Raw genomic sequence first — 23290 nt, 5'->3', positions numbered from 1 at the left:
TACATCAATGACTAACTGGGTCTACCCACAGGGAACCGCCAACGACGGCGACTGGGATATCTCGCTCGGAACCTCCGATTCAACCCTGGCCGTGGACGGCTGGGCCCATACGGGCCTGAAGGTGGCTACCTTAACTGCAGGTGCCGCCGTCGTCCTCCCGGCAGCGGAAGAGGAGCGGATAGTGGTCCCGCTCAACGGCTCCTTCACCGTATCCGTGGACGGTGAAGACTATGTCCTGAAGGGGCGGGCGTCCGTGTTCCACGGCCCCAGCGATGTCCTGTATTCGGGCACCGGCAAGTCCGTCACCATCAGCTCTGCGGACGGCGGCAGGTTTGCCGTTGCCACAGCTCCGGCCAAGGCCTCCTATCCCACGCGCCTGGTCACGGCGGCGGAGACACCTGTGGAACTGCGCGGGGCCGGCAATTGCTCCCGCCAGGTCCATAACTTCGGCACGCCGGCGGCCCTTGAGGCTGACCGTTTCATCGTGTGTGAAGTCCTCACGCCCGCCGGAAACTGGTCCTCCTACCCGCCGCACAAGCACGATGAGGAAAAGGACGGCGAAACGAACCTCGAGGAGATCTATTACTTCGAGACGCAGGTGGCTGCGGGATCCGGGGCACCCGCCGACGCCGACGCCATCGGCTACCAGCGCGTCTACGCCTCGGATGAGCGTCCCATCGACGTTGCCGCCGAGGTCCGCACGGGCGACGTTGTGCTGGTCCCCTACGGGTGGCATGGCCCCGCCATGGCGGCCCCGGGCTACGACCTGTACTACCTGAACGTGATGGCCGGACCCGGCCCGGTCCGTGAATGGCTCATCAGCGACGACCCGCACCACGGCTGGGTCCGCCAAAGCTGGGACGGCCAGGACATTGATCCCCGGCTGCCGTTCGGCGCTTAGAGAGCAAGCGCTAGAGATCAAGAAAATGCCCCTCCGGAACGGATTCCGGAGGGGCATTTTTCATGGCAGCGGTATGCTCACCTGGCTAGGCTGATGGCCACCCTGACGGGGACGCCTGTGGCCAGTGATTCCTGGGCGGCGTCCGCCACGCGGGAGGCGGCCACGGCGTCCTCCGGGGTGCACGGATTCTCCCGGCGGCCCAGGATCAGCTCCACAAACGCGGCCATTTCGGATCGGTACGCCTGGTCGAAGCGTTCGGCGAAGGTCCTGTGGGGTTCTCCGGCGGGGAAATCAATCACGGCTTCGGCCGACGCCATGGCCGTGTGCTCATCGAGCCCAACCATCAGCGAACGGCTGGAGCCTTGGATTTCCAGGCGGACGTCGTGGCCGGCGCCGTTGTAGCGGGTGGCTGAGACGGTACCGACCGTGCCGTCGTCGAACGTGATCAGTGCCAGCGCCGTGTCCACGTCTCCCACTGCGCCGATGGCCGGGTCTCCGTTGTTGGAGCCCTTGGCGTAGACCTCCACGATCTCGCGGCCGGTCAGCCAGCGGAGGATGTCGAAGTCGTGGACGGAGCAGTCGCGGAACAGGCCGCCGGAACTGGCGAGGAACTCCACGGGCGGCGGCGCCATGTCGCAGGTGACGGCGCGCAGGGAGTGGATCCAGCCCAGCTCGCCCGCTTGGTAGGCACGCTTGGCCTCAAGGTAGCCGTGGTCAAAGCGGCGCTGGTGGCCGATCTGCACCACGCCGTTGTTGTCGCGGATATAGTCCAGCACCGGCAGGGCGTCCGCCACGTTCATGGCCACCGGTTTTTCGCAGAAGACCGGGATTCCGGCGTCCACGCCCGCCTTGATCAGTTCGGGGTGGGTTGCGGTCCCCGTGGCGATGACGAGTCCGTCCACGCCGGCGGCGATGAGGTCCTCCACCGAGGGCAGGAAGCCGGCACCGAGGCCGGCCGCAATGCCCTTGGCGTGGTCCTCGGCGACGTCGGTGAGCAGAAGCCTGACGTTGATGCCCTCCGGGTTGAGAACTCCGTTGAGCGCGGCGATGTTGTTCGCGTGCATCACGCCGATGCGCCCCACTCCGACCAGACCGAGAATGACGTCCTTCATAGTTCCCTCGCATGCAGTAGCGGCCCCGGAATCCGGGCAGACAAACAATGTTGGAACGTTCCATCATTGTCTTGCTAGAGTAGGTGAATCCGCATTCGGAGTCAACACTTTGTATTAACAAACTGGAGGACACTGTGACTGCCCCTGAACGCAAACGCGCGGCCACCATCCTGGACGTGGCCGCCGCCGCGGGTGTGTCCAAATCGGTGGTGTCCCTCGTGCTGCGTGGTACGGGCTACGTCAGCGCGGCCAAGCGCACCGCCGTCGAGCATGCTGTCCTGGAACTCGGCTACCGGCCGAACGCGGCCGCCCGGGCCCTCGGCGAATCGCGGAGCCGCACCGTGGGCGTGGTACTCAACGACATGCGGAACCCCTGGTTCGTCAGCGCGGTGGAAGGGCTCAACAGCACCCTCAACGAGCGCGGCCTGCAGATGCTGATGGGCGACTTCCGCCTGGACAGCCGCAGCGGCGAATCCCTGCTGAAGAAACTTCTGGAGATGAACATCGAGGCCCTGGTGCTGGTGGGGACCATGCCGGAGAGCCCCGGCCTGACGGCAGCAGCCTTGCAGGTGCCAACCATCGCGCTGGGAGCGCCCACCGGCCCGGGTGCCAACGTCACCGTCGTGACCAACGACGACGACGCCGGGGCGCGCCTCGCGGTGGCTCACCTGATTGCGCTGGGGCACCGCCGCATCGCCCATGTGGGGGCACCGGCCACCGCAGTCGGGATTGCCCGCCGTCGGGGCTATGAGGCTGAGATGCGGGCCGCCGGCCTGGCGGAGTTCATCCGGACGGTGCCGGGAGACCTGAGCGAAGAGGGCGGCCACCGTGCCGCCCTCGAGCTGCTGTCAGGTGGCGACCGGCCCACAGCGGTGTTCGCTGTCAACGACATGGCGGCACTTGGGGTTCTCTCGGCTGCCGAGGAATGCAGGCTCGCCGTTCCTGCCGATCTTTCGGTGGCCGGCTACGACAACACCCCGCTGGCGCGGTTGCGCCGGATCAGCCTGACTTCAGTGGACACGGCCAGTTTTGCCGCTGGGCAGCGGGCGGCCGAACTCCTGATCGCACGACTGGAGCCGGGCAGCACGCTGCCCCCACACGAACTGTTGGTGCCGACGCTGGAAGTGAGGGGCAGCACCGCCGCCCCTCACCCCTGAACGGCACGCCTATGCCGAGGCGATCTGGACGCTGGCGTCCTGCACCGTGAACGCCGCCCGGAAGGCCGCAAGGGCTTCCTCGTCGTCACCGCTAGCCCAGGCTTCCATACCCACCGTCCCCTCGTAGCCTGCGTCCGCGAGCGCCTTGGCCACGGCCCGGTAGTTGATCTCCCCGGTTCCGGGTTCGCAGCGGCCCGGTACGTCGGCAACCTGGACTTCGCCGATGTGCGGCAGCGCGGTCCGCACGAGCTCGATGAGGTTCCCCTCGCCCAGTTGTGCGTGATACAGGTCCAGCATGAGCTTCACGTTGGGGTGCCCGGCTGCTTCCACCAACGCCAGGGTGTCCTTGGCGCGGGCGAGCGGGATGCCGGGGTGGTCCAGGACCGTGTTGAGGTTTTCCAGGCAGAACGTCACGCCGTATTTCCCGCCCAGCCTGCCCAGCCGTTCCAAGGTCCGCGCCCCGGTGCTCCACATGCGGCCGGTGGACCGGTAGAGGGGGCGGGCCGCCTGGCCATCGATGAGCTCCGCGGAGTGCACCACCATGCGGCTGACGCCGAGCTCCAGAGCGGTCGGGATCAGCGACTCGGCCGTCCGCACCACGTCGTCGGCCGTGTCGGGGTCCACGAGGCTTCCGGAGGTGTACCCGGTCATGGAGGAGAACACCGCGCCGGTGGCCTTGAGCGCGGCCAGGTCCTTGCCCCTGGAGTCCCACATCTCGACGTCGAATCCGGCGTCGTGGATCCGCTGCACCCGTTCCACAAACGGCAGGTCCGTGAAGACCATTTCCGCGCAGACGGCCAGCCGCATCAGACGCCGGTCCGGGTGTGGTCACGGAGCGCCGGTACAGGGGCAGCAGCCACAGCCACCGGACCGCCCTGTTTGACCGCTTCGATGCACGCCAGCGCCATGGCCAGCGCGCGGCGGGCGTCTGCGGCGCCGGGGGTGAGGGTGAAAGCGCCCGACGGCGGCGGTGTGCCGTCCCGCTGCGCACGAACCGTGGCGGCGAAATCGGCGAGTTCGTCCGTGTAGGCCTGCCGGAAGAGTTCCACGTTGAGGCGAGGGGTGTCCGCGGACAGTCCCTCCGCCGTGTAACGCCGGGCCGCCGTCTCGGTGGCACGGCCGGCCTGGACCATGCCCTTGGAACCGAAAACCTCTCCGCGGATGTCGTAGCCATAGAGGGCGCTGAAGTTTGCTTCCGCCACGGCGATGGCGCCGTTGCTGTAGCGGATGGTCACCACCGCTGTGTCCAGGAAGCCCTGATCGCGCAGCTCCGGTTCCACGAGGGCGTCCGCCACGGCGTAGACCTCTACGGGCTCGGCACCTTCGTTGAACCAGTTGAGGGTGTCGAAGTCGTGGATCAGGGTCTCCAGGAAGACAGTCCACGCGGGGACTCTGGCCGCGTTCGGGATGCTTCCGTTGCCCGGATCGCGGGTCAGTGAGCGCAGGAGCTGGGGCTGGCCGGCGATGCCGGCCGCTAGGTCTTTCTTGGCGGCCTGGAAGTCATCCGCGTAGCGTCGGTTGAAGCCGATCTGGAAATGCACCCCCGCTTTTTCAACGGCGGCCAGCGCGGCGTCGAGTTCGTCCAGGCCTTGGCCCGCGGGCTTCTCGCAGAAGACGTGCTTGCCCGCGGCGGCAGCCTGGGTGATCAGGGCGGAATGGAAGCGGGCCGGGCTCGCGATCACCACGGCGTCGATCTCCGGATCGGCCAGGATGTCTGCGGCGTCGGCCGTGACCTTTCCGGTGCCCAGCGATTGGGCAAGGGCCTGCGCGGATTCCACATTGGGGTCGGCGATGGCCGCCAGGATAGCGCCGGGGACGCGGCGGGCAATGCTTTCGGCATGGAACGCCCCCATCCAGCCGGAGCCGATGAGCCCGATCCGGACGGGCGCAGGAACACCAGCGGGGTTTTGAGTAAGGTAGGCCATGAGCCGGTCCTTTCGGTAGTTGTATGCAGATGGATGAATCAGGGTCGGGCAGCGGCTTCGCCCGGCAGGGCAGCTTCTCCGGGGAAAACCACGCCTAGCTGCCGGCGGATCTCATCGGCAACCTCCAGGGTGCGGATGGAGGCCGCCAGGGTCCGTTGGCTGGCCTGGGTGCGGCCGGCGGCCACGGCACGCGCCACCGCGGCGGCCTCATAGTGCAGGCCCTCAAAGTGCGCACCGTCCGCTTCCTCGTACCGCACCCGGGTCCCGTCCTGGTAGCGGATGTCGAAGCCGCCCGGCATGTTGAAGGGTCCGTCGATGGTCAGCGTGGCGTCGGATCCTACGATCGTGGCGCCGGTGGGTGTGAAGTTGTGGACATGGGTGTTGACTACGGCCTGGGCGCCGCTGGCGAACTGCATCACGGCAGAGAGCTGGGCGTTGACCCCGGACGGGTGCGGCTGTCCGATGGCGTACAGCCGTTCGGGCCGGCCCAGGACCTCGGTGACCAGGGCCAGCGGGTACGTGCCGAGGTCCAGCAGGGGGCCGCCCGCCAGTTCCCGGTCGAAGATGCGGTGGGTGGGCTCGAAGTATTCACCGTATTCCGCGACTACCGTGGTGATGGCGCCCAGGGTCCCGGCGTCCAGGACCTGCCGGATCACATCGAACTTTGGCAGGAAAAAGCTCCACATGGCCTCGGCGGCAAAAACGCCCGCCTCTTCGGCACGAGCGGCGATGTCCCGTGCCTGTACGGCGTTGAGTGCGATGGGCTTCTCGATCAGCACGTGCTTGCCAGCGTCGAGTGCCAGGACCGCCGCCTGGTGGTGTCCGGTGTGCGGAGTACACACGTAGACGATGTCGATGCCCGGATCGGCCGTCAACTCCTCGTAGCTGCCGTAGGCCGTCGGAATGCCGAAGGATTCGGCGAAGGCCTTGGCGCGGCTGAGCGAGCGGGACGCGACGGCGGCGATCACCTGCTCCGTGTGCGCCTGGACCGACTCGGTGAACCGTTCGGCAATCCAGCCGGGCCCCATGATTCCCCAGCGCAGCACCGGGGCATCCCGGGAGGCGGGCACGGCGGACGCCGGCAGGTTCCGGACGCTCACGCGTAGCTGACCTTGGTGTAGGCGCCGTCGCCGTGCATGGAGCGGATCATTGCGTGCGCCACGAGCGAGGCGTGGAGGCCATCCATTGCCCCGGCCAGCGGCGGCTGATCACCCTGGCCGAGCGCCGTGATCCACGCCTGCAGCTGCAGCCTGTAAGCATCGGCAAACCGCGGCCGCCAGTCCGCGGGCACGGCGGTCCGCCGGATGCCATCCTCTTCGACACCCAGCAGAGCCGCGTCCATCAGCCCGGTGACACCGCGTTCGGAGACGACTTCGCAGCGCGTCGTGTAACCGTATTGGGCGTTCAGGAACAGCTCCAGGGTGGTCAGGGTCCCGTCGGCGGTGCGGAGCAGCATGAAGGCTGGATCCTGCAGGCCGCCTTCAGCGTTGCGGGAACTCTGCCCCGCCTGCCATGAGACTTCCGTGATGGGAGAGCCCAGCAGCCAGGGAATGATGTCCAGCTCGTGGACGGCCGAGTTGGTGATGGCCGATTCGGCAGTGGTACCCGGGCCGGCGGCAGCATTGCGGCTGGTGCAGTGGACCATCAGCGGTTCCCCCTGGGCGCGGCCCTGCACAGACTGGCGCAGCGCCACGTAGCCAGGGTCGAAGCGCCGCATGAAGCCTAGCGACAGCAGGGACGCCCCGGTGGCGGCGACGATGTCGGCGTCGGCCGCCACAACCTCCCGGCTTTCCAGCAGGGTGGGAGCCAGCGGCTTTTCACACAGCACGGGCGTCATCGCCTCGAAGCACTCCAGCACAAGTCCGGCGTGCGTGGAGTCATGCGAAGCAATAACGACGGCGTCCACCTCGCTGGAGTTGATCAGCTCCGACGGTTCCGTGGTGATGCGGGCGGCCGGCGGCGCAGCTGCTGCGGCACGTCCGGCGTCGAGGTCTGCCACGAAGGTCACCTCGGCGCCGCCGATGGTACCGGAGAGGTTCCTGATGTGGTCGGCACCCATGATTCCGGCGCCGATGACGCCTACCCGGATCGGCATACTGTCTTCCCGTCTACTTTTCGCTATCTTTGCCGTGACCTTCGCGCCGTGGCACGGCGGGCGGGGCCCGTCCGTTTTCCGGCGGGCCCCGCCTCGGTCCTGTTACACGTGCCGGGGGCTGCTTTCCGTTGACGTCTCTCGGTTGTGAGTAACGTCAGCGACCTCTGCCTGCACTTCCTTGACCACGTCGCCGTGTCCGCCGAGCTGCTCGAGCTCGTGGGCGAGTTCCGCCAGTTCCGCACCGCCGGCCATCTGGGCGGTGAGCTCGTCCAGGGTGATGTCCTTCTTGTCGTAGTAGCCGATCGACTTGCCGCGCTTGAGCAGGAGGAACCGGTCCCCGACAGGGAAGGCGTGGTGCGGGTTGTGCGTGATGAAGATGACGCCGAGTCCCCGGTCGCGAGCCTGCAGGATGTAGCGGAGCACGACGCCGGACTGCTTGACGCCCAGCGCCGCCGTCGGTTCGTCCAGGATCAGGACCTTTGCGCCGAAGTACACGGCGCGGGCGATCGCGACACACTGGCGCTCACCGCCGGACAGCTGGCCGATGGGCTGTTCCACGTCGCGGAGGTCGATGCCCATCTCGGCAAGTTCCTTGAGCGTGATGGCCTTCATCTTCTCGACGTCCATGCTTTTGAACGGGCCGAAACCGCTGGTCAGCTCCGAACCGAGGAAGAAGTTCCGCCAGATGGGCATCAGGGGCACCACCGCGAGGTCCTGGTAGACGGTGGCGATGCCCACGTCAAGGGCGTCACGGGGCGAACCAAACTTCCGTTCCTCGCCCATGATGTTCAGCACCCCGGCGTCGTGCTGGTGCAGTCCGGCGATGATCTTGATCAGGGTGGACTTGCCCGCACCGTTATCGCCCAGTACGCAGGTGACACGGCCGTTGTCCACGGCCATGGTCACATCGGAGAGGGCGATGATGTTGCCGTAGTGCTTGCCTACTCCGTCGAGGGAGAGCAAGTGGACGGGGGTGTGGGTGAGGGGATCTTTTTCATCCTTGAGCAGGGTCTGTTGGTCGATCTCTTTGGCGTTCATTTCTCCGGCCCCTTTACTTGAGTTCCGCGCGGCGCTTGACGATGAGGTTGATGATGGTGGCCAGCAGCAGCATCAGGCCCAGGAAGAACTTGAACCAGTCGGGGTTCCACTGGGCATAGACGATGCCCTTGTTGGCCATGCCGAAGATGAACGCGCCGATCGCGCCGCCCACCGCCGAACCATAGCCGCCGGTCAGGAGGCACCCGCCGATCACCGCGGCGATGATGTACAGGAACTCGTTGCCCACACCCTCACCGGACTGCACCGTATCGAAAGCGAAGAGGTTGTGCATGCCCAGGATCCAGCCGCAGAAGCCCACGCCCATGAACAATCCGATCTTCGTGGCCTTGACCGGCACACCCACGGCGCGGGCCGCATTCTCGTCCCCGCCGACGGCGAAGATCCAGTTCCCCACCCGGGTCCGCATCAGCACCCAGGTGGCCACGGCGACCAGCGCGATCCAGATGAACACCGTGATCTTGACATCGATGCCGCCGATGGAGACCGAGGACGCGAACACCGCGCGGGCGGAGGCGAAGCCGTCCATGCTGGAGATCGACGGCGACGACACGGAGCCGCCGATCAGCCGGGTCAGGCCCAGGTTCAGGCCGGTCAGCATAAGGAACGTGGCCAGGGTGACGATAAAGCTGGGCAGCTTGGTCTTCATCAAAATCCAGCCATTGATATAACCGATGCCCACGGAGACCACCAGGGCCAGGAGAACCCCGACCCAGATATTCGTGCTGAAGTACCAGCTGAACATCGACGCCGTCAGTGCCGATGAGATCACCGCGACACCGGTGGAAAGATCGAACTCCCCGCCGATCATCAGCAAAGAAACCCCCACCGCCATGATGCCGATCGTGGAACTGCCGTACAGAATGGTCGCCAAGGCATTGGGCTGGGTAAACGTCGGGGAAACCAACGCGAAGAAGACGAACAGGACCACCGCTCCTACAAGCGCGCCGACTTCGGGACGGCCCAGGAGCGTCTGGAGCGGGTTCCGCCGCCCAATTCTCTCATCGCCACGTGGCCCGGCTGCTGAAGCCGGTGCCGGGGGCAGGGTTGCTGTTTTTGCCATAGGAAGAACTCCTTGTTGGTCAGGCCGTGCGGCGGTTGCCCGCCGCACGGCCTGAGTCCCGGATCTAGCGGACGCCCTGCTGGGCGAATTTGAGAACGTCGGAAGCGTTGGACTGGTCAACGATGGTGGGACCGGTCAAGACCGGCTGGCCGCCGCCAAGCTTGAAGCCGCCACGCTTGGCCTGCCACAGCGAGTCGACCGACATGTAGCCCTGGGCCCACGGCTGCTGGTCCACGGTGAAGATCACGTCACCATCCACGATCTTCTGGGCGAGCTCTGCGTTCAGGTCGAAGCTGGCAACCTTCGCAGAGCTGCCGGCGTCCGCGACGGACTTGAGCAGCGTGAGGGTGATCGGTGCGCCGAGGCCAATGATGACGTCTGCATCCTTGGCTGCCTGGAGCTTCGCGGTGGCGGTGGACTGGACGCCGGTCATGTCCTTGCCGTCGACGTAGAGAATCTCCGCACCCGGAACCTTGGCCTTGACGCCTGCGCACCGTGCTTCAAGGCCAACGTGGCCCTGCTGCTGAATGACGCAGACCGGGTGCTTGAAGCCCTGTTCGGCGAGCTTGGTGCCCACCGCCTGGCCGGCAAGCTGCTCATTCGAGCCGAAGTGCGTAAATGCGCCGAGCTGCGCCGACACGGACTCGCCGGCGTTGAGGCTGACCACCGGAATGCCGGCATCGGTGGCCTTCTTCAGGACGTCCTTCAGGGCCTCCGGGGTTGCGAGGGTAACGGCGATGCCGTCGACTTTCTGATCGATGGCCTGCTGGACGAGCTGGGCCTGGCGTCCGGCCTCCGGGTCACTGGTGTAGAGCAGTTCCACGTTGTCTTTCGCTGAAGCCTCCTCGGCACCCTTGCGGACTATGTCCCAGAAGGTGTCGCCTGCCGCGGCGTGGGTGATGAGAGCCACCTTCATGCGGTCTGTGGTGGCCACCTGACCGCCGCCGGCGGCGCCGCCGCCCTCAACCGGCTTCCCGCCCGTGCTGGAGCAGGCGCTGAGTGCCATCATGGGAACAACTGCCGCCACGAGAGCCGCCTTGCGCCAAGAAAAATTAGCCACGTTAATCTCCTTTGATCTCAGGGTCCGGGCTGCCACTCTGCAACTGCCGGAGCACTGTCTACCTCGATCATGGTGATTCAACTCACGAATGTCAATAGTTTGTCCTGACATTAGGATGTTTTTACGTTAGGAGCCTACTGCGGCCGCCCTAAAATGCCGGCCGCGCCGTGGTCCCGCGAACAACCAGGGCCGGCTCAATCAGCTTGCGTTGCGGGCCAACCGCGGCGTCGCGAATGCGTGCAAGCAGCGCCTTGGCCACATCCACGCCCACCAGATCGCTTCGGTTGTCTACTGAGGTCAGCTCCAGATACCGCGACTTTGCCAGGGTTGAATTGTCGTATCCGATCACGGAGATGTCCGCAGGGACCGCAAGCCCGCGCGCCTTGATGGCACCCAAGGCACCCAAGGCCATGGTGTCATTGGCGGCGAAGATGGCAGTGGTGTCCGGATAGTGGTCCAGCAGCCAGCACGTCGAGGCGTAGCCATCCTCCTCGGACGTGCCGCCCGACTCCCCCGCAATCCGAAGTTCGGCGCCGGACACCCGGAGCCGGCTGAGGAAGCCCGCGCGCCGGTGCGCAGCGGCACCGCCGGATCCGGAAAGGTGGCCTATCCGGATGTGGCCGAGCCCCAGAAGGTGGCTGGCCGCCATGCCGCCGCCACCGTCGTCGTCGTTGGTAATCAGATCAGCGCCGGCCGGCACACCATCGCGCCACCCAGCCACGACCGTCGGAACCCCCGCCCCAGCCAACATTGACGCGCTTGGCTCCGCCGCTATCACCAGCCCGTCAACGTGCATGGCAAGCAAACCGTCGGCAGCTTCCTGGATGCGGTTCTCCCCGGGGCGGGAATCAGCCAGCATGACCTGGTAGCCATGTTCCGTCAGCGCAGACTCCATCCCCCGCAGCAGATCGACGAACCACAGGTTCCGGTAGTCGTCAATCACCAGCCCAATGCTCTTCGTGCGACTGCTGGCAAGCGTAGTGGCGGCGCGGCTGGGGCGGTACCCGAGCTCCGAGATGGCCGCCTGGACGGCTTCGCGGCGCTTCTCGCTCACCCTCGCGGGATTCTGCAGTACGAGTGAAACCAGCGACGGCGAGACGCCCGCCTGCTTCGCCACGTCATAGATCGTCGGGCGTCGTGCCTTGGGGCTGTGCAACGTCATCGGAGGTGCCTTTCGTGTCTGCCCTTGAGGATATCCGCCAGTTGATTGACAGGACATACATACATGGATACGCTCAGATCCAGTGCACTAAATTGTAGCGCTACAAAATGCCGTTGGAACTTCCCGCCGCGGCTGAATTTCAAAGGAGAAATCAATGGCTGAAAGCCTAGGCGTCGCCGTCATCGGTGCAGGCATGGCCGGCAAAGCCCACGCTGCTGCATACCGCACCGCGTCTGCCCTCTACAGCCCGGTACTTCCCCCGGTGCGCCTGGTCTCGATCGGCGACGTCAACGCCGAATTCGGCTCGTTGGCCGCCCGCCGTTTCGGATACGAACGCAACGACACGTCATGGCAGGCAATCGCCGAAGCCGATGACATCGACGTCGTCAGCGTGGTCATCGCCAACTCGCTTCACCGCGAAGTGGTGGAGGGCCTGCTCGCGGCCGGCAAGCACGTGCTGTGCGAAAAGCCGCTGAGCGACTCCCTGGCAGACGCCCGCGCCATGGCCGAGGCAGCCCGCGCGGCCGAGGCCGGCGGAACGATCGCCCGTATTGGCTTCACGTTCCGCCGCACCCCCGGCATCGCCTACATCCGGGACCTGATCCGCAACGGCGTCCTCGGTAATGTCCTGCACTTCAGCGGCCGCTACTGGACCGATTACGGCTTCAGCCCCTCCGCTCCCATGAGCTGGCGCTACAAGGGCGGCCCCGGCTCCGGTGCGCTCGCCGATGTTGGAAGCCACCTGACGTACATTTCCGAGTTCCTCTGTGGCGACATCAAGTCGATCACCGGCGGCAGCCTCAGCACCGTGATCGACAAGCGGCCCCTGCCGCTCGCGGCCGTTATGGGCCACGACCATGCTGCCGTCAGCGACACCTTCGAAGCCGTCGAGAACGACGACTACGCAGCCTTCAACGCGGAGTTCGGAACCGGCGCCGGCAGTTTTGAGGTCTCCCGGGTTGCGGCCGGGCACGCCAACAGCCTGCAGTTCGAGGTGTTCTGCGAGAACGGTGCCGCCAAATTTGACCAGCGCCGCCCGGCCGAGATCCAGCTGTTCCTCAACGACGGTTCCGGCAACGAGAACGGTTACCGCCAGGTCATCCTCGGCCCGGGGCACCCCTACATCGCCGGGGGTCTTGCCATGGACGCCCCCGAAGTCGGCTTCGGCCAGAACGACGCCTTCGGCTACCAGGCCCGCGCGTTCCTCGAAGAGGTCGCCGGTCTCAGCGAAGAAGAGTCCCTCCCCCGCTGCGCCACGTTCGACGAAGGCGTGCGCAACATGGAACTGCTCGGCGCAGTGGCCGAATCCGCCCTCAACAACGGAAAGAAGATCACGCTATGAGGCTCGGTATCTACAACGCAGTCCTGCATGACCGGCCACTTCCCGAAGCACTGAAGGTCATTGCCGAGCTTGGCCTCACCGGTATCGAGATCAACACTGGCGGCTTTCTCCCCGCCGTGCACGTCCCCACCATGGACCAGATCCTGGAAAGCGACGCCGCCCGCGACGACTACCTGGCCCTTTTCGAGGGCACCGGAGTTTCCATCGCAGGACTCAACTGCAACGGCAACCCGCTGCACCCCAACCGTGAGATCGGCGAGAAGCACGCCGAAGATATTCGTCGCTCCATCCGTCTGGCCAGCCGCCTCGGCCAGGACCGGGTAGTTACGATGTCCGGCCTGCCCGGCGGAGAGCCCGGAGCCACCACCGTCAACTGGGTGGTCAACGCCTGGAACTCGGCAGCATTGGACGTCTTGGACTACCAGTGGGGCGTGGCCGCAGCGTTTTGGAAGGAAACCGACCGCCTGGCCGCTGACCACGGCGTCAAGGTGGCTCTCGAACTGCACCCGCAGAACCTCGTCTTCAACACCGCCGACGTCCACAAGCTGATCGAGCTGACCAACGCAACGCATGTCGGCGTCGAACTGGATGCCTCCCACCTGTTCTGGCAGCAGATGGACCCGGTTGCCGTCGTGCGCGAACTCGGACCGCTCGTCTTTCAGGCGGCGGCGAAAGATGTCCGTGTTAACACCGAAAACGCTGCGCTGTACGGCGTGCTGGACAACAGCTTCCGCCGGCTCGCGCCGGAGGAAAACCGCACCAACCTCGGCGGCGACGAGTGGGCCAACGAGTGGCCCAAGAACTCTGCCTGGGACTTCGTGGCTCTGGGCCGCGGGCATAACACCGCCTATTGGACAGAGTTCCTCCGGGCCCTGCACGAGGTAGACCCGGAGATGCTGGTCAACATCGAGCACGAGGACGTCTCACTGGGCCGGATCGAGGGCCTGCAGGTGGCGGCCAAGGTGCTGCGGGATGCTGACGCCGCGCTCAGGTCTTCGCTGAACCTGACGGCTTAGCCAACCAATTCGTCAGGCAAAGGCCTGTGAACAGCAAGGGGGCGGCGCATATGCGTCGCCCCCTTGCTGTGACCGGAGGCAGGCCATCCCTAAAAGAGAAGGAAACGAACATGCGTATTGGCATTGTCGGATAGGGAGCAGGCGGCAGGTACTTCCATGCCCCGTTCATTGAAGCGGCCGAGGGAGTCGAGCTGGTGGGCATTGTGGCCCGTTCGGAAGCGAAACGGGCGCAGGCGGAAGCGGACTTCCCGGGCCTGCCTGTTTATGGGAGTCTGGCCGAGTTGCTCGACGCCGGCGTGGACGCGGTGACCATCACCACGCCGCCCCACACCCGCCGTGACCTGGTTATGGAAGCCATCACAGCGGGCGTGCACGTTGTGGCCGACAAACCCTTCGCCCCGAATGCGGAGGCTGCGCGTGAACTCGCCGAGGCCGCCTCCCGGGCCGGCGTTGTCCTGAACGTCGACCACAACCGGCGCCGCGACGCGGATATCCTTACGTTCGCCAACGTGCTGGCCTCAGGGGAACTGGGCGAGACGTGGCGGGTGCATTCGACCATGGACCAGGACAACGCCGACAGCCTTGAACTTGGTGCCAGCGGCGGGCTCCTGCGGGACCTGGGCAGCCACCTGGTTGACCAGATGCTGTGGCTGCTGGGGCCAGCGAGCCACGTGCACGCGACCCTGGACTGGACCGATCGTTTCGGCGAACGGACGGACTGCGGCTTTGTTGTCACCATGACGCATGCGTCGGGAACCGTCTCCACGGTGTCCGCCAGCAAACTCAACCATTCCACCACGCGGGAACTGCGGGCCTACGGCAGCAGGGGAAGCTACGTCACCTCCGGCGCCGACGTTCAGGCGGACGCCCTGATGTCGGGACGCCGTCCGATCGAGGAACCGGCAACGTGGGGCATCGACTCGGCCGAAAACTGGGGCACCCTGTCCACGAGGGACGGCCGCAAGGCCATTGCCTCGGCACAGGGGAACTATGCCGGCTTCTATACAGAGTTCGCCCGCGCAGTCCGCGGTGACGGACCCGAGCCCGTACCGGCAACCGAAGGAATCCGCACCCTGGAAGTGCTGGATGCGGCCCGCCGCAGTGCGCTGGAGAACGCGGTGGTCGCGCTCTAGCACCCTCTCTCACTTCCTGCGCGTTTTCCCGGATCCCTCTCTCACCTGGTGAGAGAGGGATCCGGATTTTCCTGCAGGAAGTGAGAGAGCGTCCATGGCCCCGCACCCGCTGGACGTAAAAACGCCCGACGCCGGCCGGCGTCGGGCGTTTTTGTGTCACCTTGGGGTGCGGCGTCACCTTAGACAGACACGCCTGAGCGCTGCTTGAACAGGTGCTCGAGCTCCTCCAGGGATTTATCCTTGGTCTCCGGAACGACGCGCTTGACCCAGACAATGGCACACAGCTGCAGTGCCACGAAGATGAAGAACGTCGCCGAAACCCCGATCCACGAGACCATCTGCGGGAAGAAGAACCCGATCAGGAAGTTGATCATCCAAAGCACAAAGACGCAGATGCCCATCGCGATGCCGCGGACGTGCATGGGGAAGATCTCGGACATGGTGAGCCAGGTGACAGTGCCGATGCAGCCCTGCATGGAAGCCAGGAATGTCACCATGAACAGCAGCACTAGGTAGCCGCGCAACGTGCTCTCCGGCAGGAGCATGGAGACGAGCGCGATGGCCGTCAGGGACGACGCCGTGCCGCACAGTCCCACGATCAGCATGGGCTTGCGGGGCACCCGCGTCATCAGATACATGCCAACGACGACGGCCGCCACCGACGTGACGCCGTTGAGGACGTTGGCGATCAAGGCGCCCTGGTCGCCGAATCCGGACGAGGAAAGGATGGACGTCCCGTAGTACATGATGGCGTTGACGCCGCTGATCTGGTTGATGATCGCCATGCCCAGGCCCACCACGAAGATCCTGCGGATCCACGGAACGGTGAGATCCTTGAACGTGCCCATCCTGGCCTGGTAATCCTCCCGGGCTGCCTGCCGTACCTCGTCGAACTCCGCGGAGACGTCGCCGGCGGCGCGGGTGGAGCGCAGCACCTCAAGGACGGCCCCGAAGCGGCCGGCCGACGCCAGCCAGCGCGGGCTCTCCGGCAGGACCAGCATGCCGAACCACAGGACCACGGCCGGGAGCGTGGCGATAACCAGCATCCAGCGCCACACGTGCGTTTCTTCGGGGAAAGCGTTGCCGAGTACTGCATTGAAGGTGAAGGCCAGGAACTGGCCGGTGACGATCATCAGCTCGTTTTGGGTGACGATGCGGCCGCGTTGGGCCGCCGGGGACATTTCCGCGAGGTACACGGGGACAATCACGGAGGCGCCGCCCACGGCCAGGCCCAGGAATGTCCGGGCCGCGATGAGCAGCTCCGTGTTCGGCGAGATGGTGCAGGCGATGGTGGCCATGACGAAGATCAGGGCCAGTCCCATGATGGTCTTACGCCGGCCGAAGCGGTCCGAGAGCCGGCCTGCGCTGATGGCGCCGAAGGCCGCGCCGAACAGGAGCGTGGACGTGACCAGCCCTTCGGTGAGCGGCGTCAGTCCGAGGTCCCGCTGCATAAACGGCAAGGCGCCGTTGATGACGCCGGTGTCGTAGCCGAACAGGAGCCCGCCGAACGTGGAGAAGAGCGCCACCTTCCGCATGAACTTCTTCGGATTTGCCGGTTTGGCCGGGTTGTTCGGCTTGGTGGTGCCGGGCGCGTCGGATTGGACTGTGCCGGGATTCGTCATGGTTCCGTTGCTTTGGTCCGTCTTCCCCACCACTACTTGGCCTGAGCGGCGTAGTTGCGCATTGTCTCCAGCTGGTAGCGGGACACGTCCTCGGCGTTGTCGTCTTCGGCGAAGACACTGGACACCATGACGGTGTTGTCCTTGTCCAGGAAGCCGATTTCCTTGAGCCCGCCGAAGAACTCGTCCCAGTTCACGTCGCCGTCGCCGATCTTCAGGTGCTGGTGCACCCGCACGGCGTTTCCGGGCGGATTCGTGATGTAGCGCAGGCCGTGGGAGGCGTGGTGGTCCATGGTGTCCGAGACGTGGACCAGGCGCAGCTTGTCCCCCGCTGCCCGCATGATTTCAAGGGGCTTGTTGCCCATGTGGAACGAGTGCGAGGCAACGTAGACCATGCCGATGTTGGGCGAGTTGATGCCACGAATGACGCGGATGGCGGCCAGGCCGTCTTCGACGAAGTCGTCCGGGTGGGGGTCGATCAGGACATCCAGGCCTTCACGCTCGATGATCGGCAGCAGCTCTTCCATGGAGCGGTAGAAGGCGCGCTCGGATTCTTCGGCCTTTTCGGGGCGGCCGCTGAATTCGGTGTTCATGGTGCTGACGCCAAGGTCCACGGCAATTTGGATGGCGCGCTTCCAGTAGCGGACCGCTGCCTCGCGGGCATCCTCGTCCGGACCCGACCAGCGCAGCACGGGAAGCACCGACGCGATTTCGACCCCGGCATCCTTGCAGGCCTTGTTCATCTGGGCCACAAGCTCATCGTCGGCTTTGGGGTGGTTGTAGAACGGGATCATGTCCGCATGCGGGGTCAGCTGCAGGTACTTGTAACCGAGATCGGCGGCCACGCGCGGAAATTCCAGCAGGCTGTGGCTGTGGTGGAACGGGGTGGGGTCCAAGGCGATTTTCATGGTCACTCCTTTGTGAACGAGTCAGTGATCTAACTGAGTTTTTGTCCAGATAATGCGCCGAAAGGGCCTCAAAGTCGCATTATCTGGACAAAAACTACGGGAGCGGGCGGGGCTTTAGCTGTAGAGGTCCGGCTTAGCGTTCAGCTGGACCTTGACCTTTTCGCCCGACTTCTGGGCCTCGACGCCGGCCTCGCAGCAGGCTGCGGTGGCGTAGCCGTCCCAGGCGGTGGGGCCGCCGATTTCGCCGCGGCGGGCAGCGTCCGCCCAGGCCTGGACCTCGACGTCGTACGCTGCGCCGAAGCGCTCCTCGAAGCCGGGGGTGACGTTCCCGCCCCAGCGGCCGGCGCTGCGGGTGTAGGGTCCTTTGTCCCCGCCGATGCTAACGATGCCGTCCTCGAACGAGGCCTGGGTGGCCACTTCGTAGCCGAACTTGGCGTTGACGTAGATCTCGACGTCGGCCAGGACGCCGGATTCGGTTTCGAGCAGTACGTGCTGCGGATCGTGCTGGCCGCTCGGGGCGTTGCGGGTGGCCTTGCCCAGGCGGACCTGCACGGAGGTGATTTCCTCGCCGGTGAAGAAGCGGATGGCGTCGAACTCGTGGACCACGGAGTCGTTGATCAGCATCTCGTTGGTGAAGCCGGCAGGCGTGGTGGGGTTGCGGTGCTGGTGGTGGAGCATCAGCAGCTCGCCCAGTTCGCCGTCGCGGATGACGGAGCCCAGGGCGGCGTATTCGGCGTCGAAGCGGCGCATGAAGCCCACCTGGATGCGCTTGTGTCCCAGCGCCGTTTCGGCCTGGACAACTTTCCACGCACTTTCGGCGTCAGGGGTGAGCGGCTTTTCGCACAGGATCGGGAAGCCCTTCTCCAGTGCCTTGTACAAGATTTCCTCGTGGAGGAAGCCCGGCGTGGCGATCAGCACGGCGTTGACGTCGCCGTTGTTCAGTGCCTCGTCGGCGCTGGCCAGGGCCACGGCGCCGTCGATCCCTTCGATGGCGGCCTGCGCCCGGGAGAGGTCGACGTCGACGACGGCGGCCACTTCGGCGCCGTGGATGCGGGTGCTGAGCCGCTTGATGTGGTCGGCGCCCATGCGGCCCGCGCCGATAACGGCAACGCGGAGAGTATCAGTCATTGTTCTGTCCTTTAGGTATCAGGGGGTACTAGCTGACCCTGGTGCGGGAGCCGCACGAGAGCAGGTAGTTGCGGGTGCGCTTGGCAATGGGCATCGGGACGTCGAAGGCCACTGGGTACATGTCCTGTTCCACGATGCCGAAGATCGGACGGTTGAGTCCTTCGACCGCCTCGATGACCGCACGCAGGTCCGGAAGACCGTTGGGCGGTTCGGTCATGACGCCGGCCAGGTTGGCAGCGGCCCACGTCATGTTTTCCGCATTGACCTTCTTGAGGATGTCCGGGTTGATCTGCTTCAGGTGCAGGTAGCCGATGCGGTCCGGGTAGTTCTTGATCAGCTCAAGGCTGGACGCTCCGCAGTACTCGGCGTGGCCGGTGTCCAGGCACAGATTCAGGTATTCGGGGTCCGTTGAGGCCAGCAGGGTCTCGATGTCCTGCTGCGCGCCAACGTGCGAATCGGCGTGTGAGTGGAACTGCTGCTTCAGGCCGAAGTCCTCCAGCAGGACTTTGCCCATGCGGTTGTGGCCGGCGAAGAGGTCAGCCCACTGTTCCTGTGAGAGCTCGCCGTTCTCCACTGCCTCACCGGTGACATCGTCGCGCCACATGGCGGGAATGACCACAATGTGCTCGCCGCCCATGGCTGCCGTCAGTTCGGCCACCTTGCGGGCCGGCTCCCAGGCTTCGTCGTATTGCTTGGCGCCGCGGTGGAATGCCGTGAAGACCGTCCCTGCGGTGACCTTCAGATCGCGGGCCTTGAGCTCCTCGGCCAGCCGCGTGGGATCGTTCGGCAGGTAGCCGTAGGGGCCCAGTTCGATCCACTTGTAGCCGGATTCGGCCACTTCGTCGAGGAACCGTTCCCACGGGGTCTGCTTGGGGTCGTCGGCGAACCAGACGCCCCAGGAGTCCGGCGCGGTGCCGATGATGAGTTTGTTCTCTTTGTCTGTCATGACAGCGTTGTCTTTTCTGTGTTGTCGGGCCGGTAGGGTCGGGCGTGGGTCAGTCCCGCCGTCCGCGCCCTTCGGAAGCATCGTCGGCCCGTCCAGGGACGGCGTCCTCTCCTACGGCCAGCTCGTCAGGGAGTCCCTCCGCGATTCCATCGTGCCGGACTTGGTGGCTGTCGTCGGCGTGGGAGGGAAAGTTGTAGGAGGCGCCGGAGGCGTGGCTGGCTTCAGGCCAGCGTGACGTGATGACTTTGCCGCGGGTGTAGAAGGAGACGCCTTCGGGGCCGTAGATGTGCTTGTCGCCGAAGAGTGAGGCTTTCCAGCCGCCGAACGAGTGGTAGGCGACCGGTACGGGCAGGGGCACGTTGATGCCGATCATGCCGACGGTGACGGAGCGCTGGAATTTGCGGGCGTTGGCGCCGGAGGAGGTGAAGATGGCGGTGCCGTTGCCGTATGGGTTGGCGTTGATCAGGGCGATGCCTGCGTCCAGGTCCTCCACCCGGACCACGACGAGGACGGGGCCGAAGATTTCCTCCGTGTAGGCGGTCATTTCGGTCTTGACGTGGTCCAGGACGGTGGGGCCGACCCAGAAGCCGTCTTCATGGCCGGGGACCACCAGGTCGCGGCCGTCCACCACCATCGCCGCTCCCGCAGCTTCGGCTTCGGTGACGATCCGGACGATGCGTTCCTTGGAGTCCGGGGTGATGACCGGGCCCATTTCGGCGTCGGGAGCGGTGCCGTTGTTGACCTTCACGGCGAGCGCGCGCTCCTCGACCTTTTTCACGATCAGGTCTGCGGCGTCCCCGACGGCGACGGCCACGGAGATGGCCATGCAGCGCTCCCCGGCGGAGCCGAACGCTGCGGCGGCGAGGTGGTCTGCCGCGTTGTCCAGGTCGGCGTCGGGCATGATGATGGCGTGGTTCTTCGCGCCGCCCAGGGCCTGGACGCGCTTGCCGTGCTTGGTGGCGGTCTCGTGGACGTACTGGGCGATCGGGGTGGAACCCACGAAGGAGATGCCATCCACGTCAGGGTGGGTCAGGAGACCCTCGACGGTTTCCTTGTCGCCGTGCAGGACCTGGAAGACGCCGTCGGGCAGGCCGGCCTGCTTCCACAGCTTCGCCAGCAGCATCGACGCGGAGGGGTCCCGCTCGGAGGGCTTGAGGATGAAGGCATTGCCGGTGGCGATGGCCATCGGCGCCATCCACAGCGGCACCATGACGGGGAAGTTGAACGGGGTGATGCCGGCAACCACACCGATCGGCTCGCGGAACGAGAAGACGTCGATGCCGGTGGAGACCTGGTCGGAGTAGTCGCCCTTGAGCAGTTGCGGGATGCCGCAGGCGAACTCGATGACCTCCAGGCCGCGGCCGATCTCGCCCTTGGCGTCGGAGAGGACCTTGCCGTGCTCGGCGGTGATCAGCTCGGCGAGCTCGCCAACATGGGACGCGACGAGCTCGCGGAACTTGAAGAGCACTGCGGTGCGCTTGGCCAGGGAGATGTCACCCCAGGAGTCGGCGGCGGCACGGGCAGCGGCAACAGTGGCATCGAGGTCCGCCCGGTTGGCCAGCCGCAGCTCGCCGGAGACGGCGCCCGTGGCCGGGTTGTAGACCGGCTGGGTGCGGGTGCCAACGCCGGCGGTCTCTGCCCCGTTGATGAAGTGGTTGATGGTGGTGGTGACGGTCGTCGTTGACATGGTGTTGGACTTCCTTTGGTCTGTGGGGTCTAACCGAGCAGTTTGCGCTGGCGGTTCTTGTGGTCGGTATAGGTCTTGAAGGCCTGCTGCGTGGAGTCGAGGTTCGAGACCTGGGAGACGGGAACGTCCCACCAGGACTCGGAGCTGGGCGCGTCCAGCAGCGGATCGGATTCGACGTGGATCAGGATGGGCCCGCTGCGTTCAGGCGCGGCCTTGGCGTCCCGGATGGCCTGCTCGAGTTCGGCAATGACCTTCTCCCCCGGTTCGATCCGGATCACCTTCACGCCGAGGCTTTCGGCGTTCAGGGCCAGGTCCACCGGCAGGGTCTCGCCTTCGTCGAAGCTGTGCTGCTCCTCGTTCAGCGCCCGGTACTGGGTGCCGAACCGCTGCGAACCCAGCATCTCGGACAGGGATCCAATGGAGGCGTAGCCGTGGTTCTGGATCAGGACCACAATCAGCTTGATCCGTTCGGCGACGGCGGTCACCAGTTCGGTGTGCATCATCAGGTAGGAACCGTCCCCCACCATGACCACAACGTCGCGCTGCGCCCCGCCGCGCGCGGCCTCTGCCAGCGCTGCACGCTTGACGCCTAGCCCGCCGGGGATTTCGTAGCCCATGCAGGAGTACGCGTATTCCACGTGGTATCCGAAGGGGTCCCGGACGCGCCACATCTTGTGCAGGTCACCGGGCAGGGAGCCTGCGGCGCAGATGACGACGTCCGCCGCGTCCATGGCCCGGGACGTGGCGCCGATGATCTCGTTCTGGGCCGGCAGCGGGGTGAAGCGGGTGTCGAAGGCTTCATCAACGGTGGCGTCCCAGCGCTTCTTCTCCGCGGCGATCCTCGCTTCCAGGTCCGCTCCGACGCGGTAGCCACCCAGGGCCTGATTCAGCTTGACCAGGGCCTTGCGGGCATCGGCGACGATCGGCAGGGAGGTGCCGTGCTTGTACGCGTCGATGGGGGCGACGTTGATGTTGATGAACCGCACGTCCGGGTTCTGGAACGCGGTCCGGGACGCCGTGGTGAAGTCCTCGTAGCGGGTACCGATGCCGATGATCAGGTCCGCCTCGGCAGCGATGGCATTCGCCGCCGTCGTCCCTGTGGAGCCGATCGCACCGAGCGAGAACTTGTGGTCCCATGGCAGGACGCCGACGCCGGCCTGGGTGTTCCCCACAGGGATGCCCGTCAACTCAGCGAATGCAGCGAGTTCCTCGTTGGCGTAGGCATACAGGACGCCACCGCCGGCGATGATCAGCGGGCGCTTCGCGGCACGGATGGCCTCGGCGGCGCGGCGGATGTCCTCGTCGTCGGCCTCGGGACGGCGGATGCGCCACTCGCGTTCGGCCAGGAACTCCTCAGGCACGTCGAATGCCTCTGCCTGGACATCCTGCGGCAGCGAGATGGTCACGGCACCGGTTTCGGCCGGATCCGTCAGGACACGCAGGCCGTGGTGGAACGCCGAGAACAGCTGCTCCGGGCGGGTCACCCGGTCGAAGAACTTGGACAGCGGCCGGAACGCGTCGTTGACGGTGATGTCGTACGCGTAGGGCTGCTCGAGCTGCTGCAGGACCGGGTCCGCGGCACGGGTGGCAAAGGTGTCGCTGGGCAGCAGCAGCACGGGCAGGCGGTTGGTGGTGGCTAGTGCGGCTCCGGTGAGGAGGTTCGAGGATCCCGGACCGATGGAGGTGCTGATGGCAAACGTCTGGCGGCGGCGGGTGTGCCGGGCGTAGCCCACGGCCTGGTGCACCTGGGCCTGCTCGTTGCGGCCCTGGTAGTACGGCATGATGGACGGGTCCGCGGCCTGGTACTGCTTCAGGGCCTGGCCGACGCCGGCAACGTTCCCGTGCCCGAAGATGCCGAACGTCCCCGGAATCAGCCGCTCCCGGTAGTCCTCGGTGCCGATGCGGTCCACCGTGTACTGCTTGGAAAGGTACTCGACGACGGCCTGGGCGACTGTCATTCTGCGTGTTGCTGTTCCTGTA

General features: G+C 65.7%; 19 protein-coding genes and 2 pseudogenes. 6 read left to right on the top strand and 15 right to left on the bottom strand.

The window, feature by feature from the left end:
- The first annotated feature begins 7 nt into the window (after positions 1 to 7).
- Positions 8 to 901, top strand: coding sequence for a 5-deoxy-glucuronate isomerase (iolB, locus tag ACX80X_RS10500; protein ID WP_252563918.1), 894 nt, complete (start codon positions 8 to 10; stop codon positions 899 to 901).
- 77 nt (positions 902 to 978) lie between these two features.
- Here iolB and ACX80X_RS10495 read toward each other — a convergent pair whose 3' ends face one another.
- Complete coding sequence (locus ACX80X_RS10495; protein ID WP_252563921.1) at positions 979 to 2013, bottom strand: Gfo/Idh/MocA family protein; 1035 nt, start codon at positions 2011 to 2013, stop codon at positions 979 to 981.
- Between the two features lie 134 nt (positions 2014 to 2147).
- Here ACX80X_RS10495 and ACX80X_RS10490 point away from each other — a divergent pair, with 134 nt between their 5' ends.
- The gene (locus ACX80X_RS10490) at positions 2148 to 3170 is read left to right on the top strand and encodes a LacI family DNA-binding transcriptional regulator (RefSeq protein WP_459310085.1); all 1023 of its coding nucleotides are present in this window, start codon (positions 2148 to 2150) and stop codon (positions 3168 to 3170) included.
- 9 nt (positions 3171 to 3179) lie between these two features.
- Here ACX80X_RS10490 and ACX80X_RS10485 read toward each other — a convergent pair whose 3' ends face one another.
- The 8 genes from ACX80X_RS10485 to ACX80X_RS10450 all read right to left on the bottom strand — a co-directional run bounded on the left by ACX80X_RS10485 (position 3180) and on the right by ACX80X_RS10450 (position 11531).
- The gene (locus ACX80X_RS10485; RefSeq protein ID WP_459311926.1) at positions 3180 to 3977 is read right to left on the bottom strand and encodes a TIM barrel protein; all 798 of its coding nucleotides are present in this window, start codon (positions 3975 to 3977) and stop codon (positions 3180 to 3182) included.
- A complete protein-coding gene (locus tag ACX80X_RS10480) occupies positions 3977 to 5095 on the bottom strand; it encodes a Gfo/Idh/MocA family oxidoreductase (protein ID WP_459311924.1) in 1119 nt (372 codons plus the stop codon). Before ACX80X_RS10480 ends, ACX80X_RS10485 begins: the two co-directional genes overlap by 1 nt.
- 38 nt (positions 5096 to 5133) lie before the next feature.
- The gene (locus ACX80X_RS10475) at positions 5134 to 6195 is read right to left on the bottom strand and encodes a Gfo/Idh/MocA family protein (RefSeq protein ID WP_459311922.1); all 1062 of its coding nucleotides are present in this window, start codon (positions 6193 to 6195) and stop codon (positions 5134 to 5136) included.
- Positions 6192 to 7190 carry a Gfo/Idh/MocA family oxidoreductase gene (locus ACX80X_RS10470; protein ID WP_459311920.1) on the bottom strand — a complete coding sequence of 333 codons (999 nt, stop codon included), beginning with the start codon at positions 7188 to 7190 and terminating at the stop codon, positions 6192 to 6194. Before ACX80X_RS10470 ends, ACX80X_RS10475 begins: the two co-directional genes overlap by 4 nt.
- 102 nt (positions 7191 to 7292) lie before the next feature.
- Positions 7293 to 8228, bottom strand: a complete 936-nt coding sequence (locus ACX80X_RS10465; protein ID WP_058929933.1) for an ATP-binding cassette domain-containing protein — start codon at positions 8226 to 8228, stop codon at positions 7293 to 7295.
- Positions 8229 to 8241: 13 nt separating this feature from the next.
- Positions 8242 to 9309, bottom strand: a complete 1068-nt coding sequence (locus ACX80X_RS10460) for an ABC transporter permease (protein ID WP_058929934.1) — start codon at positions 9307 to 9309, stop codon at positions 8242 to 8244.
- A gap of 64 nt (positions 9310 to 9373) precedes the next feature.
- Complete coding sequence (locus ACX80X_RS10455; protein WP_205630641.1) at positions 9374 to 10369, bottom strand: substrate-binding domain-containing protein; 996 nt, start codon at positions 10367 to 10369, stop codon at positions 9374 to 9376.
- Between the two features lie 148 nt (positions 10370 to 10517).
- Entirely contained in the window at positions 10518 to 11531 is a 1014-nt protein-coding gene (locus tag ACX80X_RS10450) for a LacI family DNA-binding transcriptional regulator (RefSeq protein WP_459311918.1), read from the bottom strand.
- A 154-nt stretch (positions 11532 to 11685) separates the two neighbouring features.
- Here ACX80X_RS10450 and ACX80X_RS10445 point away from each other — a divergent pair, with 154 nt between their 5' ends.
- The 4 genes and pseudogenes from ACX80X_RS10445 (at position 11686) to ACX80X_RS10430 (ending at position 15022) form a co-directional block, all read left to right on the top strand.
- Positions 11686 to 12873 (top strand): Gfo/Idh/MocA family protein, encoded by a 1188-nt coding sequence (locus ACX80X_RS10445; protein WP_252563944.1) that lies wholly within the window; start codon positions 11686 to 11688, stop codon positions 12871 to 12873.
- Positions 12870 to 13889, top strand: a complete 1020-nt coding sequence (locus ACX80X_RS10440) for a sugar phosphate isomerase/epimerase family protein (protein ID WP_252563947.1) — start codon at positions 12870 to 12872, stop codon at positions 13887 to 13889. Before ACX80X_RS10445 ends, ACX80X_RS10440 begins: the two co-directional genes overlap by 4 nt.
- Positions 13890 to 14035: 146 nt before the next feature.
- A pseudogene (locus ACX80X_RS10435) lies at positions 14036 to 14347 on the top strand (Gfo/Idh/MocA family protein); the annotation flags it as partial.
- A gap of 51 nt (positions 14348 to 14398) precedes the next feature.
- Entirely contained in the window at positions 14399 to 15022 is a 624-nt protein-coding gene (locus ACX80X_RS10430) for a Gfo/Idh/MocA family oxidoreductase (protein WP_459311989.1), read from the top strand.
- A gap of 179 nt (positions 15023 to 15201) precedes the next feature.
- Here ACX80X_RS10430 and ACX80X_RS10425 read toward each other — a convergent pair whose 3' ends face one another.
- The 6 genes and pseudogenes from ACX80X_RS10425 to iolD form a co-directional block, all read right to left on the bottom strand.
- Positions 15202 to 16644, bottom strand: a complete 1443-nt coding sequence (locus ACX80X_RS10425) for a sugar porter family MFS transporter (RefSeq protein ID WP_252599412.1) — start codon at positions 16642 to 16644, stop codon at positions 15202 to 15204.
- Between the two features lie 32 nt (positions 16645 to 16676).
- On the bottom strand, positions 16677 to 17549 hold the full coding sequence (locus tag ACX80X_RS10420; protein WP_252599413.1) for a sugar phosphate isomerase/epimerase family protein: 873 nt from the start codon (positions 17547 to 17549) through the stop codon (positions 16677 to 16679).
- 114 nt (positions 17550 to 17663) lie between these two features.
- The gene (locus ACX80X_RS10415; protein WP_252563952.1) at positions 17664 to 18677 is read right to left on the bottom strand and encodes a Gfo/Idh/MocA family protein; all 1014 of its coding nucleotides are present in this window, start codon (positions 18675 to 18677) and stop codon (positions 17664 to 17666) included.
- A 28-nt stretch (positions 18678 to 18705) separates the two neighbouring features.
- A complete protein-coding gene (locus ACX80X_RS10410; RefSeq protein ID WP_252599414.1) occupies positions 18706 to 19623 on the bottom strand; it encodes a sugar phosphate isomerase/epimerase family protein in 918 nt (305 codons plus the stop codon).
- A gap of 178 nt (positions 19624 to 19801) precedes the next feature.
- Positions 19802 to 21310 (bottom strand): annotated as a pseudogene (locus ACX80X_RS10405) (CoA-acylating methylmalonate-semialdehyde dehydrogenase); the annotation flags it as partial.
- A gap of 29 nt (positions 21311 to 21339) precedes the next feature.
- A complete protein-coding gene (gene iolD, locus ACX80X_RS10400; RefSeq protein ID WP_252599415.1) occupies positions 21340 to 23268 on the bottom strand; it encodes a 3D-(3,5/4)-trihydroxycyclohexane-1,2-dione acylhydrolase (decyclizing) in 1929 nt (642 codons plus the stop codon).
- Positions 23269 to 23290 lie beyond the last annotated feature (22 nt).

It is taken from the genome of Pseudarthrobacter sp. MDT3-1 (assembly GCF_054510755.1).
This window is presented reverse-complemented; position numbering and strand designations above follow the sequence as displayed.